We start from the raw sequence: 26495 nt of genomic DNA, 5'->3' as shown, positions 1-26495 counted from the left end.
GCAGGGTCCAGTATCAGCTCATCCAGGCCCAGAGGTGCTTCACGCCAGACCACCTGCACCGGAGAGTCGAGACGTTCCCAAAGCACGGCGGTGCGCAGGATATCGTGCCGCGCGATCACGCCTTGCAGGGCCTGAGCGAAACCGTGCAGACGCTCGAGGCTATCAAAGGCAAACAACGCGTATTGCAGGTACGGGTCTCCCTCGGTCGCGGCAAGGTGGTGATACAAAATACCTTCCTGCAGCGGTGCCAGAGCGTAGATGTCCTGCACGTTGGCCAGGCCGCCGGGGACGCTTGCCACTACACGGTCGATATCATTCTGGCTCAGGACTGTCAGAGGCAGCATGTCCGGGGTGATGCGCTCGCAGTTGGCGGGAATGAGGTTGGCGGGTACTTCCAGTGCCCCCTTGCCGCCTACCGCTGCTGCCAAGGCAGACAAGGTCGGCTGACTGAACAGCACGCGCACGTCGGCAACCAGGTCGATCTGGCGCATCCGCTCGATCAGTTTGACGGCCAGCAGTGAGTGGCCGCCCAGCTCAAAGAAGTTGTCATGACGACCGACCTGCTCCAGTTGCAGCAGGTCTTGCCAGATCCGCGCAATGGCCATCTCGGTGTCGTTTTCAGGCGCTGCATAGCCACGACTGGCCACCGCCGAACGGTCGGGCACCGGCAAAGCCCTGCGGTCGAGCTTGCCGTTGGCCGTCAGTGGCAACTCATCGAGTTGCACGTAGGCTGCGGGCACCATGTGCTCCGGCAATGCACCGTGCAGATGCTCGCGCAGGCTTTCGATGTCCAGCAGGCTTTCCGGCTGCTGCGTCGTGACATAGGCCACCAGGCGCTTATCGCCGGGCACATCTTCACGGCACAGCACCACGGCATCGCGGACGTCCGGATATTCAGCCAGACGCGCTTCGATCTCGCCCAGTTCGATACGGAAACCACGAATCTTGACCTGTTCGTCGTTGCGGCCCAGGTATTCAAGGCTGCCATCGGCCAGCCAGCGTCCCAGGTCGCCGGTACGGTACAGGCGCGCACCCGGTGCGGTGCTGAACGGGTTATCGAGGAAACGCTCGGCGGTCAGAGCTTCACGGTTCAGGTAGCCACGAGCAACACCGGCACCGCCCACGTACAGCTCGCCGATTACGCCTGCCGGCACCGGTTCGCCATGGGCGTCGAGCAGATAAAGCTGCAGGTCCGGGATGCGCTTGCCGATCGGGCTGGCACCGACGCGCTGGGCGTCTTCGGGCTGCAACGGGTAATAGGTCACATGCACTGTGGTTTCAGTGATGCCGTACATGTTCACCAGTTGCGTGCCAGCGTTCACGCTGCGGGCGTACCACGGCTTGAGCATCGCCGTTTCCAGCGCTTCACCGCCGAAAATCACCTGACGCAGCGAATGTGCCTGAGTGTTTTCAGCCTGGGCAGCAATCAGTTGACGGAACGCACTTGGCGTCTGGTTGAGCACCGTCACCCCGGTACTGCACAGCAGCGTGTAGAAGTCTTCCGGCGAGCGGCTGACCAGTTGCGGGACGATCAACAGACGGCCGCCGTGCAGCAAGGCGCCCCAGATTTCCCAGACCGAGAAGTCGAAGGCGAACGAATGGAACAGCGCCCAGACATCCTGTTCATTGAAACCGAACCAGTCTTCGGTGGCCGAGAACAGTCGTGCAACGTTGCGATGCTCGACCATCACGCCCTTGGGCAGACCGGTGGAGCCCGAGGTATAGATGACGTAGGCAAGGTCAGCGGGCTTGACCGGTACTTGCGGATTGCAGACGGATTCGTCCTGCAGGTCGGCATCGTCGAGATAGATCAGCGGCACTTCGCAGACAGGCAACGTCTGCTGCACCGACTGCTGGCTCAACAACGCGACCGGCGCACTGTCACCGAGGGTATAGACCAGGCGCTCCAGCGGATAAGCCGGATCCAGTGGCACGTAACCGGCGCCGGATTTGAGAATACCCAGCAAGCCAATGATCATCGCCGGGCCGCGTTCGACGCAGATCGCTACCCGATCATCCGGGCGAACGCCGAGGGCCAGCAGGCGATGTGCAACCTGGTTGGCACGGGCGTTGAGTTCGCCGTAGCTCAGGGTCTGCTCTTCGAACACCAGCGCCACGGCATTCGGCCGCTCTGCTGCGCGCGCTTCAAATTGCAGATGAATCGGTGTCTCGCTCGTATAGGTATTGCCAGGCTCGTTCCACTGTTCGAGCAACTGCTGCCGCTCGCTGTCCGGCAGGATCGAAATAGCGTGCAACGGTGTCTGCGGCGCCTGCTCAAGCGCGTTGACCAGATTGCTCAATGTTTGCAGCATGTAGGCGCAAATCCGGGCGCCGTCGATCAGCGGTATGGTCTGTACGGTCAACAGGAAGTCTTCGCCGCGGTCATCGACGTTGAGGGTCAGTGGATAGTTGGTGCGTTCTTCATCGCCCAGTGCTATTGCCTGCATGCCATTCCAGGCCGTCAGCGTTTCATCGGTCACGGCAACGCTGGTGTGGCGATAGTTGAGCAAGGCGCTGAACAACGGCGCCGGTGCGACCACGCCACTGCAACGTTGGGCCAGCGCCAGAGACGCGTGTTCATGCCCGAGTAATGCGGTCAAGCGCCGGTGCGTGGCCTTGACCCCGTCACGCACGCCCTGGTCGCCCAGGCCCACACGTAGCGGCAAGGTGTTGATAAACACGCCCAGCGCTCGCTCCGAGCCTTCGCCACCTTGCATCCGGCCCAGCAGCACGGTGCCGAACACTACGTCGTCACGCCCCGAGGCCTTACTCAACAGCTGCGCCCAGGCCAAGTGGACCAGGCTGGCGGCACTGACTCCCAGTTGACGGGCCTGGGCCCGCAAACGACGGCTGAGCTCCATATCCACCGGCAGAAAGTCTTCTTCGATGTCATGACCGTCACCTTGCACCTCCTGCAAACCAAACGGCAGCGTCGCCTCGTCAACATCGCTCAACATGTCGCGGAAGAACACCTCATGTTCCTCCTGACTCATGCCCAGGCGGACCTGAGCAATATAATTGCGATAGGGTGCCGCCAGGCCCAGTTGAGCCCCCTGCCCCAGCAGGTAGGCCTGCATCTCATGGCGCACTACTTCCAGCGTTGTATGGTCCATGACCAGGTGATGGAACTGTAACCAGCCCAGCCAGCGCTGGTTTGACTCATCCCAGGCATGTACAAGACGCATCATCGGCGCCCGACGAATGTCCAGACGGTGGCGGCGGGAGTCGAAACGCTGGTGCAACTGTGTCGCGACATCGCCGCCTTGCGGATCCGGGTCGAAGCTTTCGCGCATCAGCAACGCCTGACGCCAGACCACTTGCATCGGTTCGTCCAGTCCCTCCCAGACCAGTGCAGTGCGCAGAATGTCATGGCGCTGGATCACGAACTGCAAGGCGCGGGCAAAGTCGTCGACATGCTCCTGGCTGTCGAAGGCGAACAGCGATTGCAGCAAATACGGATCTCCGCGCTCAGCGCTGAGGTGGTGATAGAGGATGCCTTCCTGCAACGGCGCCAATGGGTAGATGTCCTGCACATTTGTCACGCCGCCCGGCACGCTGTCGACTACCTTATCGATCTGTGCCTGGGTCAGGTCGGCCAGTGGCAGCAATTCAGGCGTAATGCGTTGGCAATCCTCGGTAATCAGATTGGCTGGCACCACGATGTCCGTGTTACCGCCGACTGCGGCCGCCAAGGCGGATAACGTCGGCTGGCCGAACAGCACGCGCACGTCAGCGCTCAAACCCAACTGGCGCATACGGCCGATAAGGCTCACCGCCAGCAGCGAATGACCGCCCAGCTCGAAGAAGTTGTCGTGACGGCCGACCTGGGCAACGCCCAGCAGGTCTTGCCAGATGGCTGCGATCTGCGCTTCGGTTTCACCTAGTGGGGCTTCATAACCCCGGCTGATCAGTGCATCGGCTTCAGGTGCTGGCAAGGCCTTGCGGTCCAGCTTGCCGTTCGGGGTGAGTGGCAGTGCATCGAGACGTACGTAGGCCACCGGGATCATGTAGGCCGGCAATTGCTCCTGCAGCCAGCCGCGCAGGCTGTCGATGTCTACCGAAGCCTGCCCTGCGCTCAGGGTGTAATAAGCCACCAGACGCTTATCACCCGGCACATCTTCGCGGGCGTTGACCACCGCTTCGTGTACGGCCGGGTGTTTGGCCAGGCGTGCATCAATCTCGCCCAGCTCGATACGGAAGCCACGGATTTTCACCTGATCGTCGTTACGGCCGAGGTATTCGATATTACCGTCTGGCAGATAACGGCCAAGGTCGCCGGTACGGTACATGCGTGCCGCTGGGTTTTGGCTGAACGGGTCTTTGAGGAAACGCTCGGCAGTCAGGTCGTCACGGTTCAGATAACCGCGCGCCACGCCAGCACCGCCGATGTGGATTTCACCGGCAACGCCCAGTGGCACAGGCTGTTGCTGTTCGTCCAGCAGGTAAAACTGTGTATTGCCGACCGGTTTGCCGATGTGAGCTGCGAAGCCATCTTCACGATCCATAGCCACCCAGCTTGAATAGGTGGTGGTTTCGGATGGGCCGTAGAGGTTGCACAGGCGCTGCACGCCGGTTTTTTCGAACAGGTTTTCCACCAGGCTGCGTTTCAGCGCTTCACCGGCGACGTTGACCGTATGGACCGATTTCGGCAGTCCATCGACTTCCAGCAAGGCCTTGAGCGCCGACGGTACGGTGTTGATCAGGCCGATATCGTGCTCGCCGTGTTGCAGTTCCAGCACGTTTTTGACCACTTCGATGCTGCCGCCCGAGGTCAGCGGCGCGAAGCACTCGTAGACTGCGAGGTCGAAGTTCAATGAGGTGGAGAACAGCGTTTTTTCGAGTGTAGAGCCGTCGAAAGCCGTGTGCGCCCAGGTCAGGAAGTTAACGGTGTTGCGGTGTTCGATCATCACGCCTTTCGGCAGGCCGGTGGAACCCGAGGTGTAGATCAGGTAGGCCAGATGCGCTGAAGTCAGCCCCTGTACCTGCGGATTCTGGACGGATTGGTCCTGCCAATCGCTCAGATCAAGATTGATCACAGGTACCGAAACGTCCGCCAGCAAGCCCTGAGTCGCGGTTTGCGCCAGCACTGCGGCCGGAGCGCTGTCCTGCAACATGTAGGCAATTCGTTCTACCGGATACGCCGGGTCGAGCGGCACATAACCGCCGCCCGCCTTGAGGATCGCCAGCAACCCGACGACCATCTCCACGCCGCGCTCTACACAGATCCCGACCCGCGAATCCGGCTGAACGCCCTGCTTGCGCAAGGCATGGGCCAGGCGGTTGGCCTGCTCGTTAAGCTCGCGATACGTCAGGCGCTGTTCGCCGTGGACGACCGCAAGAGCCTGCGGCGTAAGCTCGACTTGTGCTTCGAACAGCCCGTGAATGGTCTGTTCGTGCGGGTAATCCAGCGCGGTGTCGTTGAAATCCACGAGCAACTGATCACGTTCGACAGCTGGCAGAATCGACAAACCTTGCAACGGCGTTTCTGGCGTCTGCTCCAGTGCCGTCAACAGGTTTTCCAGTGCCGTGTGCATATAGCCGCACACACGTTGCGCACCGATTGACGAAGCCACCAACGCCGTCAGGCTGAACCCATCGGCCAGATCATCGACGTTCAACGTCAATGGGTAGTTGGTGCGTTCTTCGCCACTGAGGACCGCAATGCCCTGCCATGCCTGCATGGCCTGGTCAGACACACTGCCGACCCCGCTGTGGCGATAGTTGAGCAGCGCGCTGAACAGCGGCGCTGGCGCGGCAACACCGCTGCAACGCTGGGCCAACGCCAGCGAGGCATGTTCGTGACCGAGCAAGGCAGTCAAGCGCTTATGAGTGGCCTTTACCCCGTCGCGTACGCCCTGCTCGCCTACCGAAACCCGCAGCGGCAAGGTGTTGATGAACATCCCCAAGGCTCGCTCGGTACCTTCGCCACCCTGCATCCGGCCCATCAGGACGGTACCGAAGACCACATCCTGCTTGTTTGATACCTTGCCCAACACCTGAGCCCAGGCCAGGTGCACCAGACTTGCGGCGCTCACACCCTGTTGCCGGGACTGAGCACGCAGGCGCAGGTTGAGTTGAGGATCCAGCGCCAGGCTGGCTTCCTCGATGTCACGACCTTCACCCTGCACGTCCAGCAGGCCGAACGGCAGCGTCGGCTCGTCGATATCGCCGAGCATGTCGCGGAAAAACGCTTCATGGTCAGCCTGGCTGACACCCAGGCGTGCCTGGGCCACATAGTTGCGATACGGCACAGGCACCGACGCTGCCAGGCTGTCTGCCTCGCCCGCCAGCCAGGCCTGCATTTCATGCTTCACCACTTCCAGCGCAACGTGGTCCAGCGCCATGTGGTGGAACAGCAGCATCGCGAAGATGCGCTGGTTGAGCGGGTCTTCGGCATAGGCCACGCGCATCAGCGGCGCCTGGCCGATGTCCAGACGGTAATGGCGCGGGTCAAAGCGGCTGTGCAGTTGTGTTCCTATATCGCCGTCTGCCGGATCAAGCTCAAGCGCGTCCAGGTGCAACCGAGCCTGACGCCAGACCACTTGCACAGGTGAGTCCAGACCGTCCCAGACCACGCTGGTGCGCAGAATGTCATGGCGGTCGATGACCGCCTGCAAAGCCTGAACGAAGGCATTCAGACGCTCGCCGTCAGCAAAGGCGAACTGCGTCTGTAACACATAGGGGTCGCCGATTTCGGCGGCCAGGTGGTGATAAAGAATACCTGCCTGCAACGGCGCCAGCGGGTAGATGTCCTGCACATTGGCCACGCCGCCCGGCACGGTTGCCACGACTTGATCGATCTGCGACTGAGTCAGGTCCGCCAGTGGCAGCAGCTCAGGCGTAATGCGTTGGCAATCTTCGGTGATCAGGTTGGCTGGCACCACAATCTCGGTGCCACCGCCCACAGCTGCGGCCAGTGCTGCCAGCGTCGGCTGGCTGAACAGCACGCGTACATCGGCGCGAAGACCCAACTGGCGCATACGCCCGATCAGGCTCACCGCCAGCAACGAATGACCGCCGAGTTCGAAGAAGTGGTCGTGACGCCCGACCTGTGCGACGCCCAGCAGGTCTTGCCAGATAACCGCGATCTGCTCCTCGATTTCGCCTTGCGGCGCCTCGTAGCCACGGCTGATCAGCGCATCACCGTCCGGTGCGGGTAGCGCCTTGCGATCCAGCTTGCCGTTCGGCGTCAATGGCATGGTATCGAGCAATACGTAGATGGCCGGAACCATGTATTCAGGCAACTGTTGCTGCAGGTGACCGCGCAGGGTTTCGATATCGACAGCAGTGTGCCCGGCAGACCGTGTGTAGTAGGCCACCAGACGTTTGTCGCCCGGAATGTCCTCGCGGGCGGTAACTACCGCTTCATGGACCGCCGGATGTTTGGCCAGAGCGGCCTCGATTTCGCCGATCTCGATACGCAAGCCGCGGATCTTCACCTGGAAGTCATTACGGCCCAGGTATTCCAGCGCACCATTGGCCAGCCAGCGGCCCACGTCGCCGGTTTTGTATAGGCGGGCCTGCGGGTCGCTGGAAAACGGGTCAGCGACGAAACGCTCGGCACTCAATTCTGGCTGGTTCAGGTAACCCCTGGCCACGCCGATGCCGCCAATGTGCAGTTCACCGGCAACGCCCAGCGGTTGCAAGTGACCTGACGCATCCAGCACGTGCATTTGAATATTGGCAATCGGACGGCCGATGGGCACGCTTTCGCCCGGATCCGTCGGGCGGCATTCCCACGCAGTAACGTCGATGGCCGCTTCGGTCGGGCCATACAGGTTGTGCAGTTCAACACCCTTGAGCTGTTGCTCGAAGCGGCGCTGCAACGCGCGAGGTAAAGCCTCGCCGCTGCACAGTACGCGGCGCAGTTGCGGGAAGTCGCGGGTTGAACGGTGCTCCAGAAATACATCGAGCATCGAGGGCACAAAGTGCAGCAGGGTAATGCCCGCGTCACTCATGACCTGCGCCAGATAGTCAGGGTCCTGATGGCCTCCGGGACGGGCCATGACCAGTTCGGCACCGGCCAGCAGCGGCAGGAAAAATTCCCAGACCGACACGTCGAAGCCGAACGGGGTCTTTTGCAGTACCCGATCGTTGCTGTCCACGTGATAGGCGTCGCGCGCCCAGAGCAGGCGGTTGACGACTCCAAGGTGCTCGTTCATTACGCCTTTGGGCGTGCCGGTGGAACCGGAGGTGTATAGCACGTAGGCCAGATGATTCGGCTGAAGGCCCAAAGCGTTGGCATCCGGGTTAACGCACGGTTGCTTAGCCAGTTGCGCGCTATCCTGATGGTCATCCAAAACCAGTATCGGCAGCTGCATGGCATGCAGGTTGCCATGCAGGTCCAGAGTAGTCAGCACCGCCTGCGGCGAACTGTCCTCAAGCATATAGGCCTGACGCGCGCTCGGCAGGTCAGGGTCGATCGGTACATAGGCACCACCGGCCTTGAGAATACCCAACAGCGCCACGACCATTTCCGCGCCGCGACGCAGGCTTACTGCGACCCGCGAGTCCGGCTTCACACCCAGTTCGATCAGGCGATGGGCGAGCTGGTTGGCCTGTTGGTTGAGTTCGGCGTAAGTGAGCAACGGCCCGCTGTCGCCGCGCACAGCGCAGGCATCCGGACGCTGGTTGACCTGTTGTTCGATCAGTTGGTGAATCAACACATCGCGAGGATAAGGGTGGGCAGTGTCATTGAAACCCGTCAGCAACAGCTCGCGTTCATCGTCCGGCAGCATCGGCAGGCTGTTCAGCGCTGCTTGCGGGGTGTGTTCCAGTGCTTCCACCAGGCTGCGCAGTGCAACCTGCATGTACTCGCCGATGCGCTGGGCATTGATTTGCTGGACGGCCTGAATGGTGAGCATAAAGTCATCGCCCAGGTCATCGACGTTCAGGCACAACGGATAGTTGGTGCGTTCTTCCATGCTCAGGGTCTGAATGCCCTGCCAGGCTGACAATGTGTCGGTCGATGCCGCACCGTTGTTGCTGTGGCGGTAGTTGAGCAAGGTGCTGAACAGCGGCAGCGAACTCGGCACGCCGCTGCAGCGCTGGGCCAGCGACAGCGAAGCATGCTCATGCCCCAGCAGTGCCGAGAGGCGTTGGTGAGTGACCTTGACCGCCGCCAGAGCGCTCTGGCTGCCGACGCTGATGCGCAACGGCAAGGTGTTGATGAACATGCCCAGCGCCCGGTCGGCACCGTTGCCGCCCTGCATCCTGCCCATCAGTACGGTGCCGAACACGACTTCTTCGCGCCCCGAGACCCGACCAGCTACCTGAGCCCATGCCAGGTGGGCAAGGCTTGCAGCGCTGACCCCCAACTGCCGCGCAATGCTGCGTATACGGCTGCTCAGCTGGCTGTCGAGTAACTGATTCACTTCCTCGATGCCACTGCCATCGCCCTGCACGTCCTGTATGCCGTAAGCCAGAGTCGGTTCGTCGATGTCGCCGAGCATGTCGCGGAAAAACGCTTCGTGTTCAGCCTGGCTGATACCCAGGCGCGCCTGTGCCACATGGTTGCGATAAGGCACGGGGGCCGGCAATTGCTCGATCTGACCCTGCAGGCTGGCCTGCATTTCCTCCACTACCACTTCCAGAGAGGTGTGATCCAGCGCCAGATGGTGGAACAGCAACATGCCGACCAGACGCTGGTGGGTGGTGTCCTCGGCATAGGCGATGCGCATCAGCGGCGCCTGGCCGATGTCCAGGCGATAGTGCCGTGGGTCAAAGCGCTCGCGCAGTCGTGTCAGCACGTCACCGTCGAGCGGATCGATGGCCACCTCTTCCAGACTCAGTTTCGCGTTGCGCCATACCACCTGTACCGGCTGCTCAAGCCCCTCCCAGACCACGCTGGTGCGCAGGATGTCGTGGCGTTCGACCACGCTCTGCAAGGCTGCGGCGAAACCGGCCAGGCGCTCGCGATCATCGAACGTGAAGAGCATCTGCAAGATGTAGGGGTCACCTTCATCCGCGGCCAGATGGTGATAGAGAATGCCTTCCTGCAAGGGGGCCAGGGCGTAGATGTCCTGAATGTTGGCCAGGCCGCCCGGCACGCTCGCAACGACCCGATCAATCCCTGCCTGATCGAGGTCAGCCAGCGGCAGCATGTCCGGGGTAATACGCTCGCAGACCGGCACGATCAGGTTATCCGGCACTTGCACGTCGGTGTACCCGCCCACCGCCGCAGCGAGTGCGGCCAGGGTCGGCTGGTTGAACAGCACGCGCACGTCAGCCGACAGGTCGATCTGGCGCATGCGCTCGATCAGTTTGACGGCCAGCAGCGAATGCCCGCCCAGTTCGAAGAAATGATCGTGGCGGCCAACCTGCGGCACTTGCAGCAGGGACTGCCAGATCTGCGCGATGGCGATCTCGACATCGCCCTCTGGCGGCGCGTATTCGCGCATTGCCAGTGCCTGCGCATCCGGAGCAGGCAATGCCTTTTGGTCGAGCTTGCCGTTGGCGGTCAGGGGGAAGCTGTCCAGTGCCACAAAAGCACTGGGCACCATGTAGTCGGCCAGAGACAGCAGCAACCGCGCACGCAAGTCAGCCGCGACGATCTCGTGGCCCGGCTCGGCGATCACATAGGCCACCAGGCGCTTGTCACCCGGTTGATCCTCGCGGACCAGCACCAGCGCTTCGCGGACCGTATCGCAGGCAGCCAGCACCGCCTGAATTTCTCCCAGCTCGATACGGAAGCCACGGATCTTGACCTGGTCGTCGTTGCGGCCCAGGTAATCGAGACTGCCGTCAGCCATCCAGCGACCCAGGTCGCCGGTTCGGTACAGGCGCGCTTGAGGATCCTTGCTGAACGGGTTCGCCAGGAAACGCTCGGCGGTCAGCGCTTCACGGTTCAAGTAGCCCCGCGCGACACCGGCACCGCCGACATACAGCTCGCCAACAACACCCACCGGCACCGGCTCGCGACGTGCATCGAGTACATACAACTGCAAATCGGGAATGCGCACACCGATAGGACTCACGCCCGCCCGCTGAGCATCTGCCGCCACCAGGGGGTGGTAGGTCACATGCACCGTGGTTTCGGTGATGCCATACATGTTCACCAGTTGTGTACCGGCGTTGATCACCCTGCCGTACCACGGCTTGAGCATGCTGGTGTCCAGCGCTTCGCCGCCAAAAATAACCTTGCGCAAGGAGTGCCGCTGATCGCTCTCGCCCTGGGCGTTGAGCAACTGGCGGAAGGCGCTCGGGGTCTGGTTGAGCACCGTCACTTCTGCGTTGCACAACAGCGCATAGCAGTCTTGCGGGGAGCGGCTGACCAGCTGCGGCACGATCAGCAAACGCCCGCCGTGCAACAGCGCACCCCAGATTTCCCAGACCGAGAAGTCGAAGGCGAATGAATGGAACAACGCCCAGACATCCTGCTCGTTGAAACCAAACCAGCTCTGTGTGGCCGAGAACAAACGGGCCACGTTGCGATGCTCGACCATTACGCCCTTGGGCAGGCCGGTCGAACCGGAGGTGTAGATGACGTACGCCAGGTGGCGCGGGCTGAGCCCGGTCAGCTGTGGATTGTGACCCGGTTGGGCCTGCAACGCCGGACTGTGCAAATCCACGCGTGGGCCATCGAACGTGCCCAGCAGCGCCAGCCCTGCAGCATCGGCCAGCACCGCCATCGGTGCGCTGTCCTGCACCTGGTAGGCGATACGCTCGGCCGGATAGGCCGGGTCAATCGGCACGTAACCCGCACCGGCCTTGAGCACCCCTAGCAGACCGACGATCATTTCCAGGCTGCGCTCGACACAGATCGCTACCCGGTCATCTGGCTGCACGCCCAGGCCCAGCAGATAATGGGCCACCTGATTGGCGCGAGTGTTCAGCTCGGCATAGGTCAGGGTGCGGTCTTCGTAATGCAAGGCCACGGCATTCGGCTGCGCCACCACCCAGGCTTCGAAGGTACGGTGAATCAGGGTGTCGTCGGCCTGCAGGGCATGCGGAGTGTTCCAGCTTTCCAGCAGTTGCTGGCGCTCGATCGCGGGCAGGATATTCAGCGCTCCCAGCGCAGCGTCCGGGGTCTGTTCCAGTGCTTGCACCAGATTTTCCAGCACACAGTGCATGTAGGTACACACACGTTTGGCACCGATCTGCCCTTCGGTCATGACGGTCAGGGCGAAACCTTCGCCCAGATCATCCACGCACAAGGTCAGCGGGTAGTTGGTGCGTTCTTCGCCATGCAGCGCCTGAATGCCTTCCCAGGCGACCAGCGCCTGGTCACTTGCGTCGAGATCACCGGTATGGCGGAAGTTGAGCAGCGAGCTGAACAATGGCGTCGAAGCGGGTACACCACTGCAACGTTGGGCCAGTACCAGCGAGGCGTGCTCATGGGCCAGCAGCCCGCTGAGCCGTGCGTGGGTGGCTTTCAGACCGCTGCGCACGCCCTGCTCGCCCAGCGTGACACGCAACGGCAAGGTGTTGATGAACATCCCCAGCGCCCGGTCAGACCCGGCACCGCCCTGCAGACGACCGAGCAATACGGTGCCGAACACCACATCGTCCTTGCCGGATGCAGCGCCCAGTACACGGGCCCAGGCCAGGTGATAAAGGCTGGCGGAGCTGACCCCGAGCTGTCGGGCCTGCACGCGCAGGCGGCGGCTCAGGTCGATGTCGACCACCTGGCGTACTTCCTCGATACCGCTTCCGTCGCCCTGCACGTCCTGCAGGCCGAATGGCAGCGTCGGTTCATCGACGTCACCGAGCATGTCGTGGAAAAACGCCTCGTGCTCTTCACGGCTGACACCGAGCATGGCCTGGGCCACGTAGTTGCGATAAGGCACGGACGGTGGCAGCGAGGCTTGCTGCCCGAGCATGTACGCCTCGATTTCACTGGTGAGAATGCGCAGCGAGGTGGCATCGTCCACCAGGTGATGGAACAGCAGCATGCCCAGCCAGCGATTATTCGCCGCGTCCTGTGCATAGCCGATACGCAGCATCGGCGCCTGACGGATGTCCAGACGCGTGTGACGAGGGTCCAGGCGCTTGATCAGTTGTTCGGTGATGTCGCCTTCGGCCGGGTCCAGCACCTGCTCATCCAGGCCCAGAGTTGCCTCACGCCAGACCACCTGCACGGGTGCGTCGAGACGCTCCCAAAGCATCGCGGTGCGCAGGATATCGTGGCGGGCGATCACGCCTTGCAGGGCCTGAGCGAAACTGTGCAGCCGCTCGAGGCTGTCAAAGGCAAACAGTGCATATTGCAGGTACGGGTCACCTTCGACTGCGGCAAGGTGGTGATACAAAATCCCCTCCTGCAACGGTGCCAGGGCATAGATGTCCTGCACGTTGGCCAGGCCGCCGGGCACGCTTGCCACCACGCGGTCGATATCGTCCTGGCTCAGCGACACCAGCGGCAGCATGTCCGGGGTGATGCGCTCACAGCCGGCGGGAATAAGGTTAGCGGGGGCTTCTACAGCACCCTTCCCGCCCACTGCGGCCGCCAGGGCAGACAGGGTCGGCTGGCTGAACAGCACGCGCACATCGGCAACCAGATCGATCTGGCGCATGCGCTCGATCAGTTTCACGGCCAGCAGCGAGTGGCCGCCCAGCTCAAAGAAATTGTCATGACGACCAACCTGCTCCAGTTGCAGCAGGTCTTGCCAGATACGCGCAATGGCCATCTCGGTATCGTTTTCAGGTGCTTCATAGCCGCGACTGGCCACCGCCGAGCGGTCGGGTGCTGGCAAAGCCTTGCGGTCGAGCTTGCCGTTGGCCGTCAGCGGGAAACTTTCCAGGCTGACAAAGGCGCTTGGCAGCATGTACTCGGCCAGCGACAGGCGCAGTTGCTCGCGCAGTTGCGTAGCGTCCGGTTCCAGTCCCGCCGTACCGATGACGTAGGCCACCAGACGCTTGTCACCGGGCTCGTCCTCACGCACCAGCACCAGCGCATCCTGTACAGCGTCACACGCGGCCAGTTGTGCTTCGATCTCGCCCAGTTCGATACGGAAACCGCGAATCTTGACCTGTTCGTCGTTACGGCCCAGGTATTCCAGGCTGCCATCGGCCAGCCAGCGCCCGAGGTCGCCGGTGCGATACAGTCGCGAATCCGGCGCAGTGCTGAACGGGTTATCAAGAAAGCGCTCTGCCGTCAGTGCTTCGCGGCTCAGATAGCCCCGTGCCACACCTGCCCCGCCCACGTACAACTCGCCGATCACGCCTACCGGCACCGGTTCGCCATGAACATCGAGCAGATAAAGCTGCAGGTCCGGGATGCGTTTGCCGATCGGGCTTGCACCGACGCGCTGTGCGTCTTCAGGTCGCAACGGGTGATAGGTCACATGCACCGTGGTTTCGGTAATGCCGTACATGTTTACCAGTTGTGTACCGGCATTCATGTTACGGGCGTACCACGGCTTGAGCATCGCCGTTTCCAGCGCTTCACCACCGAAAATCACCTGACGCAGCGAATGCGCCTGCGCGTTCTCGCCCTGGGCAGCAATCAGTTGCCGGAACGCGCTCGGCGTCTGGTTGAGCACCGTTACCCCAGCGCTGCATAGCAATGTGTAGAAGTCTTCCGGCGAGCGGCTGACCAGTTGCGGCACGATCAACAGACGTCCGCCGTGCAGCAGCGCGCCCCAGATTTCCCAGACCGAGAAGTCGAAGGCGAACGAGTGGAACAGCGCCCAGACATCCTGCTCGTTGAAGCCGAACCACTCTTCCGTGGCCGAAAACAGCCGTGCAACGTTGCGGTGCTCGACCATTACGCCCTTGGGCAGACCGGTGGAGCCGGAGGTATAGATCACATAGGCCAGGTCGCTGGACTTGACCGCTACCTGCGGATTGCACACGGATTCGTCCTGCAAGTCGGCATCGTCAAGACTGATGATTGGCAGTTCCGTCACTGGCAAGGCTTGCTGCACGGTCTGCTGGCTCAACAGTGCGACCGGCGTGCTGTCGCCGAGGGTATAGGCCAGGCGTTCTAGCGGGTAAGCCGGGTCCAACGGTACATAACCGGCACCGGATTTGAGGATGCCCAGCAAGCCGATAATCATCGCCGGGCCACGCTCGACGCAGATCGCCACGCGATCGTCCGGGCGCACACCCAGCGCGAGCAAGCGATGGGCAACCTGGTTGGCGCGGGCGTTGAGTTCGCCGTAGCTCAGGGTTTGATCTTCGAATACCAGCGCCACGGCGTCTGGTCGTTCTGTAGCGCGGGCTTCGAATTGCTGGTGGATCGGTGTTTCGTGTGCATAGGTGTTGCCGGGCTCGTTCCACTGTTCGAGCAACTGCTTACGCTCGCTGAGCGGCAATATTGAAATAGCATGCAGCGGGGTTTGCGGTGCCTGTTCCAGCGCATCGATCAGCCCCTCTACGGCCAGTTGCAAATAGTCACACACACGCTGCGCGCCGATGCTCGCCGTGACCAGCGAGGTGAACAGAAAACCTTCACCTGTATCGTCGACGTTGACGGTCAATGGGTAGTTGGTGCGTTCTTCATCGGCCATCCCCAACGACTGCATGCCACTCCACGCCGTCAGTGCCTCATCGGTTACGGCAACGTTGCTATGCCGATAATTGAGCAAGGCGCTGAACAGCGGCGTCGGTGCGACCACGCCGCTGCAGCGCTGGGCCAGCGCCAGCGACGCATGCTCGTGCCCGAGTAAGCCGGTCAAGCGCCGGTGCGTGGCCTTGACCCCTTCACGCACGCTCTGGTCGCCCAGGTCTATCCGTAGCGGCAAGGTATTGATGAACATGCCAAGGGCTCGTTCGGCACCTCGACCGCTCTGCATCCGGCCCATCAGGATGGTGCCGAACACCACGTGTTCACGTCCGCTGACGCGGCCCAGCATCTGCGCGAACGCCAGGTGGATCAGGCTCGCCGCACTGACCCCAAGTTGCCGCGCCTGAACTCTCAAGCGTTGATCCAACGCGCCGTCCAGCTGCAGGCGGGCATGATCGAGAGCGCTGCCGTCGCCTTGCACATCGTGCAGGCCGAATGGCAGCGTCGGCTCGTCGATGTCGCCGAGCATCTTCTGGAAGAACTGCTCGTGATCCTGCTCGTTCAGGCTTTGTCGGGCCTGAGCGACATAATTGCGGTAGGGAATGGAGTCGCCAAGTTGCTCGGCCTGACCGAGCAGGCAGACCCGCATTTCATGCTGCACCTGATCCAGCGCGGTGTGGTCGAGGATCATGTGGTGGAACATCAAGATCGCCACCCAGCGCTGGTTAACGGTGTCCAAAGCACACACCATGCGCATCAAGGGTGCCTGACGGATGTCCAGGCGTATCTGGCGTGGGTCAAGGCGCTCCTGCAACTGACGGGTTACATCACCTAGCCTGGGGTTGAGTTGAACTTCTTCGACGCCTAGCTCGACCTGGCGCCAGACCACCTGCAACGGTTCATCAAGGCTTTCCCAGTGCATGGACGTGCGCAGAATGTCATGGCGGTCGATGACCATTTGCAGCGCTTTGGCGAAGGTGTCAACGTGTGCGCGGCTGTCAAAGGCAAACTGCGCCTGCAACACATAGGGGTCGCCCCGTTCGGCGCTGATGTGGTGGTAGAGAATGCCTTCCTGCAACGGCGCCAACGGGTAGATGTCCTGCACGTTCGCTGCGCCACCGGGCACGCAGGCCACCACCTGGTCGATCTGCTCCTGATTCAGGTCGATCAACGGCAGCATGTCCGGAGTGATTCTCTGGCAGTCCGCAGGAATGCGGTTGGCTGGAATAACCAGATCGTCGACCGCGCCTGCCGCTGCCGCCAGTGCCGCAAGGGTTGGCTGGCTGAACAGCGTACGCACGTTGGCGCTCAGGCCCGCCTGGCGCATACGTTCGATCAGGCTTACCGCCAGCAATGAATGCCCGCCCAGTTCAAAGAAATGGTCGTGGCGACCGACACGTTCGATCTTGAGCAAGTCGCTCCAGATTTTCGCCAGAGTGATTTCTGCTGTGCCTTGTGGCTCCTCGTAGCCGCCACGGATCAGTGCATCACCGTCCGGTGCTGGCAGGGCCTTGCGGTCGAGCTTACCGTTCGGGGTCAGCGGCATTGCGTCGAGCAGCACATAGGCCGCCGGGATCATGTGGGCCGGCAGTTGTTCCTGCAGCCAGCCGCGCAGGCTATCGATGTCCACCGAAGCCTGCCCTGCGCTCAGGGTGTAATAAGCCACCAGACGCTTGTCGCCGGGAATGTCCTCACGCGCGGTGACTACCGCCTCATGGAACGCCGGGTGTTTGGCCAGGCGTGCATCGATCTCGCCCAATTCGATACGGAAGCCGCGGATTTTCACCTGATCGTCGTTACGGCCCAGGTATTCGATATTGCCGTCTGGCAGATACCGGCCAAGGTCGCCGGTACGGTACATGCGTGCCGCAGGCTGTTGGCTGAAAGGGTCCTTGAGGAAGCGTTCGGCAGTCAGGTCGTCACGGTTCAGGTAACCGCGCGCCACACCGGCCCCGCCGATGTAGATCTCGCCCACAACGCCCAGTGGAACGGGCTGTTGCTGTTCATTCAGCAGGTAAAACTGTGTATTGCCGACCGGTTTGCCGATGTGTGGAGCGAAGCCGTCTTCGCGATCCATCGCCACCCAGCTTGAGTAGGTGGTGGTTTCAGATGGGCCGTAAAGGTTGCACAAGCGCTGCACGTCAGTTTTTTCGAACAGCGATTCAACCAGGCTGCGTTTCAGTGCTTCACCGGCCACGTTCACGGTGTGCACAGATTCCGGCAGGCCGTTAACTTCCAGCAGTGCTTTCAGCGCCGACGGCACGGTGTTGATCAGGCCGATATCGTGCTCGCCGTGTTGCAGTTCCAGCACGTTCCTGACGACTTCGATGCTCCCGCCCGAGGTCAGCGGCGCGAAGCACTCGTAGACCGCGAGGTCGAAGTTCAGCGAAGTGGAGAACAGCGTTTTCTCCAGTGCTGCCCCGTCAAAAGCCGTGTGCGCCCAGCTCAGGAAGTTCACAGTGTTGCGGTGTTCGATCATTACGCCTTTTGGCAGGCCGGTCGAACCCGAGGTGTAGATCAGGTAGGCAAGATGCGCTGAAGTCAGCCCCGGCACCTGCGGGTTCTGGACGGATTCGTCCTGCCAATCGTTCAGATCAAGATTGATAACAGGCACCGAAACATCGGTCAGCAGCGCTTCAGTTGCCGACTGCGCCAACACAGCGGCAGGCACGCTGTCCTGCAACATGTAAGCAATACGTTCCGCTGGATACGCCGGGTCGAGCGGCACATAACCGCCGCCCGCCTTGAGGATCGCCAGCAAACCGACGACCATCTCCACACCGCGTTCCACACAGATCCCGACCCGCGAATCCGGCTGCACGCCCTGCTTGCGCAAGGCATGCGCCAGGCGGTTGGCCTGCTCGTTAAGCTCGCGATAGGTCAGATGTTGTTCGCCATGCACTACGGCCACATCATCTGGCGTGCGCTCGACCTGTGCTTCGAACAGCCCATGAATGGTCTGTTGCTGCGGGTAATCCAGCGCGGTGTCGTTGAACTGCACCAGCAACTGCTCACGTTCGGCAGCAGGCAGGACCGGCAGGCTGCCGAGGGCCGAGGACGGTGACTGTTCCAGCGCATCCACCAGCTGCTCCAGCACAGTCTGCATGTAAGCGCAGACCCGTTTGGCACCCACGGTACTGCTGACCAGCACGTTCAGGTTGAAGCCTTCACCGGAGTCATCGACATTCAAGGTCAATGGATAGTTGGTGCGTTCTTCGCTGTTCAGCGTATGAATACCCTGCCAGGCCTGGGTAGCCCGCTCGGATACGCTGCCAGGCGCACTGTGGCGATAGTTGAGCAGCGAACTGAACAGTGGCGTCGGTGCGGCAATGCCGCTGCAACGCTGAGCCAGCGCCAGCGAAGCATGTTCGTGACCCAGCAAGGCAGTCAGACGCTCATGGGTGGCCTTGACCGCGTCACGCACGCTCTTTCCGCCCACTGAAACCCGCAGCGGCAAGGTGTTGATGAACATCCCCAAGGCCCGCTCGGCGCCTTCCCCGGCCTGCATCCGGCCCATCAGCACGGTGCCGAACACTACGTCCTGCCTGTTGGAAACCGTGCTCAACACCTGAGCCCAGGCCAGGTGCAGCAGACTGGCGGCGCTCACGCCCTGTTGTCGGGCCTGAGCGCGCAGTCTCAGGTTCAACCGAGGGGTTAGCGCCAGGTTGGCTTCCTCGATATCAAGGCCATCGCCCTGCACATCCAGCAGACCGAATGGCAGCGTCGGCTCGTCCACATCCCCAAGCATGTCGCGGAAAAACGTTTCGTGCTCGGCCTGACTGACGCCCAGGCGTGCCTGGGCCACATAATTGCGGTATGGCACCGGTGTCGACAGGTTTTGAGCTTCGCCCAACAGCCAGGCCTGCATTTCATGCTGTACCACGGCCATCGCCATGTTATCGAGGACCATGTGATGGAACAGCAGCATCGCGCAGATACGCTGATTCAGCGGATCTTCGGCATAGGCCAGGCGCATCAGCGGTGCCTGAGTGACATCCAGGCGGTGGTGACGCGGGTCGAAGCGGCTGTGCAGTTGCGTGCTGACATCACCGGCTGCGGGGTCGAGTTGCAACGCCTCAAGAGGCAATTGCGCGTGGCGCCAGACCGCTTGTACGGGTGAGTCCAGGCCTTTCCAGATTACACCGGTGCGCAGAATGTCGTGTCGATCAATAACTGCCTGCAAAGCCTGGACGAAAGCGTCCAGGCACGCGTGGTCGTCAAAGGCGAAATGCGCCTGCAGCACATACGGATCGCCCTGCTCGGCGGCGATGTGGTGATAGAGAATGCCTTCCTGCAACGGCGCCAACGGGTAGATGTCCTGCACATTCGCCACGCCGCCCGGCACGCTGGCAACCACCTGGTCGATCTGTGCCTGGGTCAGGTTGGCCAGTGGCAGTAGTTCAGGCGTAATGCGTTGGCAATCCTCGGTGATCAGATTGGCTGGCACCACGATGTCCGTGCTACCGCCGACTGCGGCAGCCAGTGCAGATAACGTCGGCTGACTGAACAGCACGCGTATATCGGTGCTCAGACCCAACTGGCGCATGCGCCCGATCAGGCTGACTGCCAGCAGCGAGTGACCGCCGAGTTCGAAAAAGTTGTCGTGACGACCAATCCGGGCAACGCCCAGCAGCTCTTGCCAGATGGCCGCGATCTGCGTTTCGGTTTCACCTTGTGGAGCTTCGTAGCCACGGCTGATCAGTGCATCGGCGTCCGGTGCTGGCAAAGCCTTGCGGTCGAGTTTGCCGTTCGGGGTCAGCGGCATGGCCTCAAGCCGCACATAAATGGCCGGCACCATGTACTCAGGCAGCTTTTCCTGCAAATGCCTGCGCAGGTTATCGATGTCGACCACGGTGTTTCCGGTCGCCAAGGTGTAATAAGCCACCAGACGCTTGTCGCCCGGCACATCTTCGCGGGCTGTCACTACGGCTTCGTGGACGGCCGGGTGTTTGGCCAGACGCGCATCGATCTCGCCCAGTTCGATACGGAAGCCGCGGATTTTCACCTGATCGTCGTTACGGCCGAGGTATTCGATATTACCGTCTGGCAGATAACGGCCAAGGTCGCCAGTACGGTACATGCGTGCCGCTGGGTTTTGGCTGAACGGGTCTTTGAGGAAACGCTCGGCAGTCAGGTCGTCACGGTTCAGGTAGCCACGGGCCACGCCAGCACCGCCGATGTAGATCTCACCGGCAACGCCTAGTGGCACAGGCTGTTGCTGTTCGTCCAGCAGGTAAAACTGTGTATTGCCGACCGGTTTGCCGATGTGAGCTGCGAAGCCATCTTCACGATCCATAGCCACCCAGCTTGAATAGGTGGTGGTTTCGGATGGGCCGTAGAGGTTGCACAGGCGCTGCACGCCGGTTTTTTCGAACAGGTTTTCCACGAGGCTGCGTTTCAGCGCTTCACCGGCGACGTTGACTGTATGGACCGATTTCGGCAGTCCATCGACTTCCAGCAAGGCCTTGAGCGCCGATGGTACGGTGTTGATCAGGCCGATATCGTGCTCGCCGTGTTGCAGTTCCAGCACGTTTTTGACGACTTCGATGCTGCCGCCCGAGGTCAGCGGTGCAAAACACTCGTAGACCGCGAGGTCGAAGTTCAGCGAGGTGGAAAACAGTGTTTTTTCCAGTGCAGAGCCGTCAAAAGCCGTGTGCGCCCAACTGAGGAAGTTCACAGTATTGCGGTGTTCGATCATCACGCCTTTCGGCAGGCCGGTGGAACCCGAGGTGTAGATCAGGTAGGCCAGATGCGCTGAAGTCAGCCCCTGTACCTGCGGATTCTGGACGGATTGGTCCTGCCAATCGCTCAGATCAAGATTGATGACAGGTACTGAAGCGTCGGCCAGCAAGCCCTGAGTCGCGGTTTGCGCCAGCACTGCGGCCGGAGCGCTGTCCTGCAACATGTAAGCGATACGTTCCGCTGGATAAGCCGGGTCGAGTGGCACGTAACCGCCGCCCGCCTTGAGGATCGCCAACAAGCCGATGACCATCTCCACGCCGCGTTCTACACAAATGCCTACCCGCGAATCCGGCTGAACGCCCTGCTTGCGCAAGGCATGGGCCAGGCGGTTGGCCTGCTCGTTAAGCTCGCGATACGTCAGGCGCTGTTCGCCGTGGACGACCGCAAGAGCCTGCGGCGTAAGCTCGACCTGTGCTTCAAACAGCCCGTGAATGGTCTGCTGCTGCGGGTAATCCAGCGCGGTGTCATTGAAATCCACCAGCAAATGATCACGCTCGACAGCTGGCAGAATCGACAGACTTTGCAACGACGCTTGTGGCATTAACTCAAGCGCGTCCACCAGTTGTTCCAGCGCCGTGTGCATGTAGCCACACACACGCTGCGCACCGACCGTGCTCGCCGCCAGCGCGGTCAGTTTGAAGCCGTCACCAAGGTCATCGACGTTCAAGGTCAATGGATAGTTGGTGCGTTCTTCACTGTTCAGGGCTTGAATACCCTGCCAGGCCTTGGCAGTTTGTTCTGCAGCGCTGCCCACCGCGCTGTGGCGGTAATTGAGCAGTGCGCTGAACAGTGGCGTTGGTGCGGCTACACCGCTGCACCGCTGGGCCAACGCCAGTGAGGCATGTTCGTGAGCGAGCAACGCGGTAAGTTGCGCGTGTGTTGCCTTGACCCCGGCGCGTACCCCTTGCCCGCCTACGGCGACCCGCAGCGGCAAGGTATTGATGAACATTCCCAGCGCCCTGTCAGCGCCCTCGCCGGCCTGCATACGGCCCAGCAGTACAGTACCGAACACCACATCGCGACGATCGGAAACCTTGCCCAGCACCTGTGCCCACGCCAGATGCACCAGACTCGCGGCACTCACACCCTGTTGTCGGGCCTGAGCACGCAGTCGCAGGTTCAACTGGCTGTCCACGACAAGAGCGGCTTCTTCGATATCACGGCCATCGCCCTGCACATCCTGCAGGCCGAAAGGCAGCGTCGGTTCGTCGATATCGCCCAGCATGTCGCGGAAAAACACTTCATGATCCGCCTGGCTGACCCCCAGACGCGCCTGAGCCAGGTAATTGCGATAGGGCACCGGCGCCGACAAGGATTCTGCCTCGCCCAACAGCCAGGCCTGCATTTCATGCTGCACCACTTCCATGGCCATATGGTCCAGGGCCATATGGTGGAACAGCAGCATCGCGATAATTCGCTGGTTGAGCGGGTCCTCGGCATGGACCAAGCGCATCAGTGGCGCTTGAGTCATATCGAGGCAGTAGTGACGCGGATCGAAGCGGCTATGCAGTTGCGCGCCAATCTCACCGTCAGCCGGGTCAAGTTCAAGCCCCTCAAGGTGCAATTTCGCTTCACGCCAGACCACCTGCACGGGTGAGTCCAGACCGTCCCAGACCACACCGGTACGCAGAATGTCATGCCGGTCGATAACCATCTGCAAGGCTTGAACGAAGGCGTCCAGGCGCTCGCGGTCATCAAAGGCAAACTGGCTCTGCAGCACATAGGGGTCGCCCTGCTCGGCTGCCATGTGGTGATAGAGAATGCCTTCCTGCAACGGTGCCAGCGCGTAGATATCCTGAACATTTGCCACGCCGCCGGGTACGGTAGCGACCACCTGGTCGATCTGCACCTGGGTCAGATTCGCCAGTGGCAACAGCTCCGGGGTGATGCGCTCGCAGCCTTTGTCTATCAGGTTGGCCGGTACCTTGATGTCATGGCCTGCGCCGACGGCTGCGGCCAGTGCGGCCAGCGTGGGCTGGCTGAACAGCACGCGTACATCGGCGCTCAGGCCCGCCTGACGCATGCGTTCGATCAGGCTGACGGCCAGTAGCGAATGCCCGCCGAGCTCAAAGAAGTGATCGTGGCGGCCGACGCGTTCAACGTTGAGCAATTCGGACCACAAGCGCGCCAAGGTGATTTCCACTTCCCCCTCGGGTGCCTCGAATTCACGGCTGGCATAGGCGTCAGCGTCCGGTGCCGGCAAGGCCCGGCGATCCAGCTTGCCGTTGGCGGTCAGCGGGAAAGAATCCAGCACCATAAAGGCGCTTGGCACCATGTATTCGGCCAGAGAAGCCGCCAGTTCGCGGCGCAGTTCGACCGCTGACAAGGCGCTGTTGTCTTCGCCGACCACGTATGCCACCAGGCGCTTTTGCCCAGGTTCGTCCTGGCGGGCCAACACCACGGCCTCCCTGACGCCAGAGCATTCGACCAGACATGCTTCGATTTCACCCAGTTCGATACGGAAACCACGGATTTTCACCTGGTCATCGTTACGGCCCAGATACTCGATAACCCCGTCTGCGTTCCAGCGGCCGAGGTCACCCGTGCGGTACAACAGGGCTCCAGCGTCGTCGCTGAAAGGATTGTCGACAAACTGTGTGGCGTTCAGCTCAGGACGGTTCAGGTAACCCTTGGCCACGCCCTGCCCGCCGATATACAGCTCCCCGCCCACGCCCACGGCCACCGGTTGGCGCAGGGTATCGAGCACATAAACCTGGCTGTTGCCAATCGGGCGACCGACAGGAATACCGCCGGTGCCGACCGAGGTGATCTCATGGGTCGTGGAAAAGGTCGTCGCTTCGGTCGGGCCGTAGCCGTTGAGCAAGTGTCGCGGAGCGCCTTGTTTCAATACCCGGGCGATCACCGCCGGGTCCAGCACATCACCACCGACGATCAGGTAGCGCAATTTCGCGAAGGCCTCCATCAGGCCGTCGGCATACTGATGGAACAGGCCCGCGGTCATCCACAGCACGCTGACCGACTGGGACAACAGCAGCGCGCGGAGCTCGTCCAGAGACAGCAACACCGACTGCTCCACCACAACCACGCAGCCGCCATTGAGCAGTGGCGCCCAGACATCCAGGGTGCTGGCGTCGAACGCCGGGTTTGAGGCGAACGCCACACGATCCTGTGCATTGAAGTCAGCGTAACCGTTGTTGATGACGAGGCGGCTGACAGCACGGTGCGGCACCAATACGCCTTTGGGCATACCGGTGGAACCGGAGGTGTACATGATGTAGGCCACCGATTCGGCGGACGCTGATGATGCCGGGTTGTGCGCATCGCTTGGCAGTTGCAGCAGGTCGAGGTCAATCCGCTGGATGCCTTCAGGCAGGTCGTGGCGAGCCAGCGTCAACACCTGCCGCGCGCCGCAGTCTTGCAGCATGAATGCCTGACGCTCGGCGGGAGCGTTGATGTCCAGCGGCACGTATGCCGCCCCGCATTTGATAATCGCCAACTGACCGGCCAGCAGATCGAGGGAACGCTCCAGCAGCAATGCCACCCGCTCGCCCGGTTGCACGCCGAGGTCGACCAGGTGACGAGCCAGCGCGTTGGCGCGACCGTTCAATTCCCGGTAGGTCAGGCACTGGTCATTCTGTACAGCAGCAAGTGCATCAGGCTGCGCCGCCACTTGCTGTTCGAAAAGTTCCTGCAGGCTGCTGTTGCGTGGGTAGTCGCGTGCCGTGTCATTGAAGTCATGCAGCACTTGCTGGCGTTCGGCTGAAGAGAGGACTTGCAGACGCTGCAAAGGGGTTTGCGGCTGCTGCTCCAGCGCCTCTACCAGCGCGCCGAGTGCCGTCAACATATACTCGCCGATGCGCTGTGCACCGATCTGCGCCAGGGCCTGAACCGTCAGGCTGAAGCGCTGGCCCAGGTCGTCCACCGACAGAGTGATCGGGTAAGTGCTCTGCTCCTCGCTGCCCAGGCTCTGCAAGCCATTCCAGGCCTGGAGCGCTTCGGCCGAAGCCACCGATTCGCTGGCACTGTGACGGTAATTGAGCAGCGAATTGAACAACGGCGCCGATGCGGCCACGCCGCTGCAACGCTGGGCCTGGGCCAGGGACGCATGTTCATGACCGAGCAAGGCAGTCAGTCGAGCGTGGGTGGTTCTGACCCCTTCACGCACCGCGTGCCCTTCCAGCTTGACCCGCAACGGCAAGGTGTTGATGAACATGCCCAGTGCCCGATCGGCACCGTCGCCGCCCTGCATCCGGCCCATCAGCACTGTGCCGAAAACCACATCCGATTTGCCCGACAGTGCACCCACCACCCGCGCCCAGGCGAGGTGATGCAGGCTCGCGGCACTGACCCCAAGCTGCCGGGCCTGTGTGCGCAGGCGCGCGCTCAACGCTTCATCGACGGGCAGGTGCACATCTTCGATCAGTTGCTCGCTGCCCAGCGTTTCGACCACGCCGAACGGCAGCGTCGGCTCGTCGATGTCGGCCAGCATCTCGCGGAAAAAACCTTCATGAGCATCAGCCCCGACACCCAGCCGAACCTGTGCCACGTAGTTGCGATACGGCACTGCTTCGGGCAAGGCATGGCCTTCGCCGAGCAGAAAGGCCTGCATCTCGTGTTTCACCAGCTCAAGCGCGGCGTGGTCAATGGCAATGTGGTGGAACAGCAGGATAGCGACCCAGCGAGCGTTGGCCGGATCTTCAGCACAGACCATGCGCATCAACGGGGCCTGGCGTAAATCGAGGCGGAACTGCCGGGAATCATAGCGTTCGTGCAACTGGGTTTCGATGTCGCCGTCAGCCACGTCCAGCGTCAGTTCATCCACGGCCAGCGCCGCATCGCGCAACACCACTTGCACCGGTTCGTCTAGGCCTTCCCAAACCATCGCCGTGCGCAGGATGTCATGGCGTTCGATCACCGCCTGCAGTGCCTGGGCGAAGTCGTCGAGACGTTCGCGGCTCTCGGCCCCGAACAACGCCCGCAATACATACGGGTCGCCCTGCCCGGCCGCCAGGTGATGATAGAGAATCCCTTCCTGCAGAGGCGCCAGCGGATAGATGTCCTGCACATTGCCAGCCCCGCCCGGTATCGCATCGACGATTCTGTCAATCGCCTCTTGGCTCAGATTGGCCAGCGGCAGCATGTCCGTGGTAATGCGAAACGCCGGACTGAGCCAGTCACCGCCCATTCGAGCTACCAGCGTCAGCAGTTCTGCCTTGTGCACGCTCAGGCTTTCAAGAGTGGCACTGTCCAGCCCCTCGTCGTCTCCGAGAATCACCAGATCATCTTCTTCCTGTTGAAGACGGATCGGGTGCGTGGAAAGAACTGCCATCAATTCGCTGAAGTGCAT

The 26495-nt window shown here is 61.6% G+C and carries 1 protein-coding gene (cut by a window edge); it reads right to left on the bottom strand.

Features of this window, described 5'->3' with window-relative positions:
• On the bottom strand, nt 1-26495 hold the 5' portion of the coding sequence (gene sypC / locus LCH65_RS17185) for a syringopeptin non-ribosomal peptide synthetase SypC (protein WP_226439662.1). The gene continues 14104 nt to the left of window position 1, outside the view; only the first 26495 of its 40599 coding nucleotides appear in the window; the start codon lies at nt 26493-26495; its stop codon lies off the left edge, out of view.

Origin of the sequence: Pseudomonas sp. MWU16-30316, from assembly GCF_020515645.1 — a bacterium.
GTDB classification, from domain to species: domain Bacteria; phylum Pseudomonadota; class Gammaproteobacteria; order Pseudomonadales; family Pseudomonadaceae; genus Aquipseudomonas; species Aquipseudomonas cerasi.
The sequence above is the reverse complement of the archived record's forward strand: the minus strand, read 5'-3'. Positions and strand labels throughout refer to the sequence as shown.